Source organism: Methylobacterium sp., from assembly GCF_028290105.1.
In the GTDB taxonomy this organism is placed as follows: Bacteria; Pseudomonadota; Alphaproteobacteria; order Rhizobiales; family Beijerinckiaceae; genus Methylobacterium.
In genome coordinates this window covers 1-6,837 of sequence record NZ_JAQGKL010000148.1, presented here as the reverse complement: position 1 = coordinate 6,837, position 6,837 = coordinate 1, and the positions used below count along the sequence as shown (strand labels likewise).

The 6,837-nt window shown below is 68.5% G+C and carries 2 protein-coding genes; both read left to right on the top strand.

All coding sequences use genetic code 11. From position 1 onward, the window contains the following. Positions 1–3,975 (top strand): malto-oligosyltrehalose synthase (treY, locus tag JWQ05_RS10730; RefSeq protein ID WP_299658435.1); only part of this gene is annotated, 3,975 nt, incomplete at its 5' end. Positions 3,976–4,142: 167 nt separating this feature from the next. Further along, a partial coding sequence (locus tag JWQ05_RS10725) for a maltotransferase domain-containing protein (RefSeq protein ID WP_299658434.1) occupies positions 4,143–6,837 on the top strand: 2,695 nt, incomplete at its 3' end.

Below are 6,837 nucleotides of genomic sequence, written 5' to 3'. Positions count from 1 at the left end.
GAGGCCCTGGCCGAACATTTCCAGGCGCAGGGCGCGCAGTGGCTCGGCGACTGGCCCGAGGAGATGCGCCGCAACGGCACCGAGGCGGTACACGCCTTCGCGCGCGAGCACGCCGAGGCCGTGACCTACCACATCTGGCTGCAATATCTGGCCGACCGGCAGCTGGAAGAGGCGTCGACGACGGCGCTCGACACCGGCATGCGCCTCGGCCTCTACCGCGACCTCGCAGTAGGCGCCGATCGAGGCGGCTCCGAGATCTGGTCGCATCCCGAGCGCTTCGCCAACGGCGTCTCCATCGGCGCGCCGCCGGATCTGCTGGCGCCCAAGGGCCAGGATTGGGGGCTTCCGGCCTTCCATCCCCTGGAGATGGAGCGGGATGGCCTCGCGGCCTTCCGGGCGCTCGTCGTCGCGAACATGCGCCACGCCGGAGCGATCCGCATCGACCATGCCTTTCAGTTGGCGCGCCTCTTCCTGATCCCGGTCGGGCGTTCGGCCAAGGAGGGCGCCTACGTGGCGATGCCCTTCGAGCCGATGCTGGCCGTCCTGCGCCTGGAGAGCCACCGCGCCAAGTGCCTCGTCATCGCCGAAGACCTCGGCACCGCGCCGGAGGGATTCTCCGACGCGCTGATGCAGGCCGGCATCCTGAGCTACCGTATCCTCGCCTTCGAGCGCGAGCAGGGCGCCCGCTTCAAGCCGCCGGCTGCCTATCCGCGCGACGCGCTCACCGCCATCACCACCCACGACCTGCCGACCTTCGTCGGCTGGTGGCGCGGGGTCGACACCGACACGCGCCAGGCGCTCGGCCTCTACGATTCCGAGCGGGCCGAGTCCGAGCGGCGCGAGCGCGTCGACGAGCGCCTACGCCTCACCGAAGCCCTGGCCAGCGAGCAATTGCTTCCGAGCTACGACGTCCCGGAGGTCGTGCCCTTCGAGGCGGCCGCGCGCTACCTCGGCCGTGCCCCCTCCATGCTGACGGCCGTGCAGTACGAGGACGTCGTCTCCGAATTATCCCAGGCCAACGTGCCGGGCTCGACGGAGGGCTACCCGAACTGGCGGCGCAAGCTCGACCGCACCCTGGAGAGCATCGCCGCACCCGGGGGACCGCTGGCCAAGCTCGCCGCCTCGCTCTCGGCGGAGGATCGTGGTCCGCGCTCCGGCGCCGCGCGCCTCGCCTCCGCGCCGCCGCGCGCGACCTACCGCCTGCAGTTCCACAAGGATTTCACCTTCTCGGACGCGGAAAAGATCGTTCCGTATCTGGCCAAGCTCGGCATCAGCCATGTCTACGCCTCACCCATTCAGAAGGCGCGGCCTGGCTCGACTCACGGCTACGACATCGTCGACCACTCGACCATCAACCCTGAGCTCGGCGGCGAGGAGGGTTTCGTTCGCTTCTCGGAGGCGCTGCACGGCGCCGGCCTGAAGCTTCTGCTCGACATCGTGCCCAACCACATGGGCGTCGGCGGCGCCGACAATCCGTGGTGGCTCTCCGTGCTGGAATGGGGTGGCCTCTCGCCCTCGGCCAACGCCTTCGACATCGACTGGTCGCGGCTCGGTGCCAACAACAAGCTCGTGGTGCCCTTCCTCGGCGAGCGCTACGGTGAGGCCCTCGAAAAGGGCACCCTCGCGCTGAAGTTCGATCCGGCGAAAGGCGCGTTCAGCGTCTGGCACTACGAGCACGAATTCCCGATCTGCCCGCAGCAATATCCCACCATCCTCAACCGCTCCCTCGCGGCCCTCGGCGACATCGAGGACGCCGCGGCCCTCGAAGTGCTGGGCATCTCCGAGCGCCTGCGCCTCATGGGCGAGGAGACGAGCGACGAGCGCCGACGCGCATTCCCGGCTGAGGCCGAGGAATTGAAGGAGCGCCTGGTCGAAGCCGTCCATGCGTCGCCGGCCATCGCGGCGGCGATCGAACGCACCCTGAAGCTCCTGAACGGCGCCAAGGGGCACCCCGACAGCTTCGGCCCGCTGCACCGCCTCCTGGAGCAGCAATCCTACCGCCTCGCCCATTGGCGGATCGCCGCCAGCGACATCAATTACCGCCGCTTCTTCGACGTGAACGGCCTGGCCGGCTTGCGCATCGAGAAGTCGGACGTGTTCCAGCGCTCGCACGAGACGATCTTCCGCCACATCGAGGCGGGCCGGATCGACGGTCTGCGCATCGATCACATCGACGGTCTGGCCGACCCGCTCGGCTATGCCCGCGCGCTTCAGGCCGCGATCGGACCCGGCTTCTACGTGGTGGTCGAGAAGATCCTCGAGCCCGGCGAGCGCCTGCGTCCCTGGCCGGTCGCCGGCACCACCGGCTACGACGTGCTCAACCAGCTCGACGGCATCCTCGTCGATCAGGGCAAGCGGACCGAGATCGCCGCGCTCTACAAGGACCGGACGCAGTTCGACGAGCCCTACAAGTTCATGCTGCGGGCGGCCAAAGCCGAGATCCTGGAGATCAGCTTCGCTTCGGAACTGGAGGTGATGACCTCCGACCTCAAGGCGGTGGCGGATGCGGACCGGCGCACCCGCGACTTCTCGGTCAACGCCATCCGTCGAGCGCTGATCGAGATCATCGCGCGCTTCCCGACCTATCGCAGCTACCTGCCGGGCGATCTCGACGAGAGCGACGTCGAGGACGAGGACATCCGCTTGATCGAGACGGCGGTGAAGAAGGCCAAGCGCTGGAGCGTCCTGCCGGACCGCTCGGTGCACGACTTTGCCGCCGACGCCATGCTCGGTCGCATCGACGTGACCGGTCCCGGGCGACCCGACCCCGAGGTGATCCTGCGCTTCCGCCGTCGCTTTCAGCAGCTCACCGGTCCCGTCATGGCGAAAAGCCTCGAGGACACGCTGTTCTACCGCTTCGCCGAGTTGCTCGCCCTCAACGAAGTCGGCGGCGATCCCGGCGAGTACGGCATCGACGCGGCGCATTTCCACGCCCTCCAGGCGGCCCGCGCCCGCGACTGGCCCAACGCCATGATCGCCACCGCGACCCATGACACCAAGCGCGGCGAGGATGCCCGTTCGCGCCTGCTGGCGCTGTCCGAAATGCCCGACGCCTGGGGCGAGGCCTGGGGAGTCTGGACCGCCCTGGCAAAGCCCCATCTCGGCACCATCGACAAGGCGCCGGCTCCCGATGCCAACGACCAGTGGATGTTCTTTCAGGCCATCCTCGGGGCTTGGCCGCTGGAATTGCTGGACCGTGACGAGTCCGTCGCGATCGAGGATTTCCGCCAGCGGCTCGATGCCTACGCGGAAAAAGCGTTGCGGGAATCGAAGCGCCGTTCGAGCTGGGTCAATGTCGACGAGGCCTACGAGGGCGCCGTGCACGCGCTTTTCGCCAAGCTCATCGCGCCGGGCTCCGAGTTCCTGGCGCGCCTGCGGCCGTTCGCGAAGCGGCTGGCGCATCTCGGCATGATCGCGGGGCTCGGTCGCACCGTCCTGAAGGTGACGCTGCCGGGCCTGCCCGACACCTACCAGGGCACCGAGTTCTGGGACTTCTCCTTCGTCGACCCTGATAATCGTCGTCCGGTGGATTATCCGGCCCTGACCCGCGCCCTGGAAGAGGGAGCACCCGCCGCCGATCTCCTGGCGCACTGGACCGACGGACGCGTCAAGCAGACGACCCTCGCCCGGCTCCTCGCCGATCGGGCCGAGCGCCCGAGCTTCTACGCCGATGCCGATTACCAAGCCCTGCCGGCGACGGGGCCGAAGGCCGGCCATGTCATCGCATTCACACGTTCCGATGCGACGACGGGGGAGGGCGACTTGGTCGTGGCCGTGCCGCGCCTCGTCTCCGGCCTCGTCGGGGACGCGGTCTGGTCCGGGTCGGCGTATGCGGGCACCAGCCTCGTGGTGACGCCGGGAACGGTCTGGTCCGACCTCGTCACGGGGGACGAGCTCGTCTCCGATGACGGCCGGATCGAACTCGGGACAGCGTTCGCGCGTCTGCCCTACGCGGTCCTGAAGCGGGTTCGCTGAGGACGCGGACATCCTCGCCTCCGCGTCCGGGGGCGAAACCATAGACGAGACGCGGGAACGGGATCGACCGTCCCCTCGACGTCTCACTCCGTGCGCCCCGCCCGACGCGGATTGCCGCCAGTCCGGTTGGGCACGGCGGCGCGCACGAACACACGAATGGAGAACGCATGAACGCACCGAGCCCCGCAACGACCGCCGCCCAGCGGACCGCCGCCGGTCAGGTGCCGCTTCCCGCCGCCCTCGCGCCCCGTGCCGAGGGGCCGCGCATCTACAATCTGTTTCCGCTCCTGGTCGGTCGGGTCTCGGCCTGGACAGCCGAATTGCCCCGTATCGCGGAACTCGGCTTCGATTGGGTCTATCTCAACCCGTTCCATCAGACCGGTGGATCGCGCAGCCTCTACGCGGTGGCCGATCCCGACCGTCTCGACGAGCGCTTCCGCGACCGGGACGGCACGTCCGACGACGAGCAGATTCGCCGCTTCTGCGCCGCGGCCTCCGCGCTCGGTCTCGGCGTGATGACGGATCTCGTCATCAATCACACGGCGATGGACGGCCCCCTGGCGTCCCAGCGCCCGGACTTGTTCCTGCGGGACGCGGAGGGCCGGATCGAGAGCCCTTACGCCGTCGACCCGGATGATCCGTCGATCCGTACCGTCTGGGGCGATCTCGCCGAACTCGACTACCATTCCGAAACGTCTCGGAAGGAGCTGACCGCCCTCTGGTCCGGCTACATCAACCGCCTTCAGGATCTCGGCGTCGGCGGTTTCCGCTGTGACGCCGCCTACAAGGTGCCGGCGGACGTCTGGCGTGACCTGATCGGGTCAGCCAAGGCCCTGGAGCCGGATTGCCTGTTCGCGGCCGAGACCCTCGGCTGCACTTTCGAGGAAGCGCAATCGACCGCCGGCGCCGGCTTTGACTACCTCTTCAACAGCTTCGCATGGTGGGACCTCAAGGCGTCCTGGGCGCTGGAGCAGTACGAGCGGCTGCGCGTGATCGCGCCCTCGATCGCCTTCCCCGAGAACCACGACATGGCCCGCCTCGCGGCGGACCGCGACGGCGATGCCGAAGCCATCGCCCGGCACTTGAAGGCGCGCTATGCCCTGGCGGCCTTCTACTCGGCCGGTGTGCTGATGCCGATCGGCTACGAGTGGGGCTACCGCACCGCGCTCCATGTGGTCGAAACGACGCCCGAGACCCGCGAATCAGGGACCGGCATCGATATCTCGTCCTACGTGACGGCGATCAACGCCCTGCGCGCCGAGCTCTCGGCGGCGAACGTGGAAGGGGCCCAGGCCCGCATCTCGTCGCCGGACGCGGCCTATGCCGCGCTCCTGCGCTTCGACACCGGCCACGGCGCGTCGGCCCGCAGCGCGACGCTCGTGCTCTACAATCCCACCGACGCGTCCGTGCCGGTGGAGCCCGGCGCCCTGCTGGCGCGCACCGGCGGCATGCTCGGCGATTTCATCGACCGCACGCCGGAGGCGGAGCCGATCGAGTTCCGGCCCGGCATCGCGCTGGCCCTGCAGCCCGGCGAGGTTCGGATCCTGGCCGCCGAGCGCGCCACCGCGAAGGCGACGCCAGAGCCGAGCACCCCGACCGGCGAGGGCCGCGTCGTCATCGAGGCGGTGATGCCCGAGCTCGACGGCGGGCGTTCCCCGGTCAAGCGCGTCGTCGGCGAGAGCGTGCACGTGACCGCCGACATCTTCAGCGACGGCCATGAGATCATCGACGCCGAGATCCTGTCGCGTGTGGTCGGTGAGACGGAGTGGCGCGCGGACCGCATGGTGTTCGTGGACAACGATCGCTGGGGCGGCCACTTCCCACTCCTGCGCAACGCCCGCTACGAATTCACGATCCAGGCCTGGCGCGACGGCTACTCGTCCTGGGTGCGCGATACCCTGAAGAAGCGCCAAGCCGGCGTCGATGTCCGGCTGGAGACCATCGAGGGCGTCGCGTTCGCGCTGAGCGCCGCGCAGAATGCGGGCGGACCGGACCGCGACCGGCTCAAGGCCCTGGTCTCCGAGCTTGAGGCGCAGGAATCCGGCTCGGGCGCGCAGCTCGACTTGATGCTGGCGCCCGCCAATGCCAGCCTGATCCGGCGCCATGCGCCCCGCAACGATCTCTCGCGCTATCCGGTGAACGTGCCGGTGATCGCCGATCGCCTCGCGGCCCGGTTCTCGGCCTGGTACGAGATCTTTCCGCGTTCCCAGTCGATGGACGTCAACCGGCACGGCACCTTCGACGACGTCATCCGGCGCCTGCCCGAGATCCGCGAACTCGGCTTCGACGTGCTCTACTTCACCCCGATCCATCCGATCGGGAAGACCAACCGCAAGGGCAAGAACAACACGCTCAAGGCGCTGCCGGGCGATGTCGGCTCGGTCTACGCGGTGGGCTCGGAAGACGGCGGACACGAGGCCGTGCATCCCGACCTCGGCACCCTCGATGATTTCCGTCGTCTCGTGGCGGCAAGCCACGCCTACGGCATGGAGGTCGCGCTCGACTTCGCGATCCAGTGCTCACCGGACCATCCCTGGATCAAGAACCATCCGGAATGGTTCGAGTGGCGCCCCGACGGCACCCTGAAGTTCGCCGAGAATCCCCCGAAGAAATACGAGGACATCTCGAACGTCCATTTCTACGGCGGTGCGTTGCCCTCGCTCTGGATCGAGCTGCGCGACATCGTCATGGGCTGGGCCGCACTCGGCGCCCGCATCTTCCGGGTCGACAACCCCCATACCAAGCCCATTCCGTTCTGGGAGTGGATGATCGCGGAGGTGAACGCGCGCTATCCCGACGTGATCTTCCTGGCCGAGGCCTTCACCCGGCCGAAGATGATGAAGAAGCTCGCCAAGGCCGGCT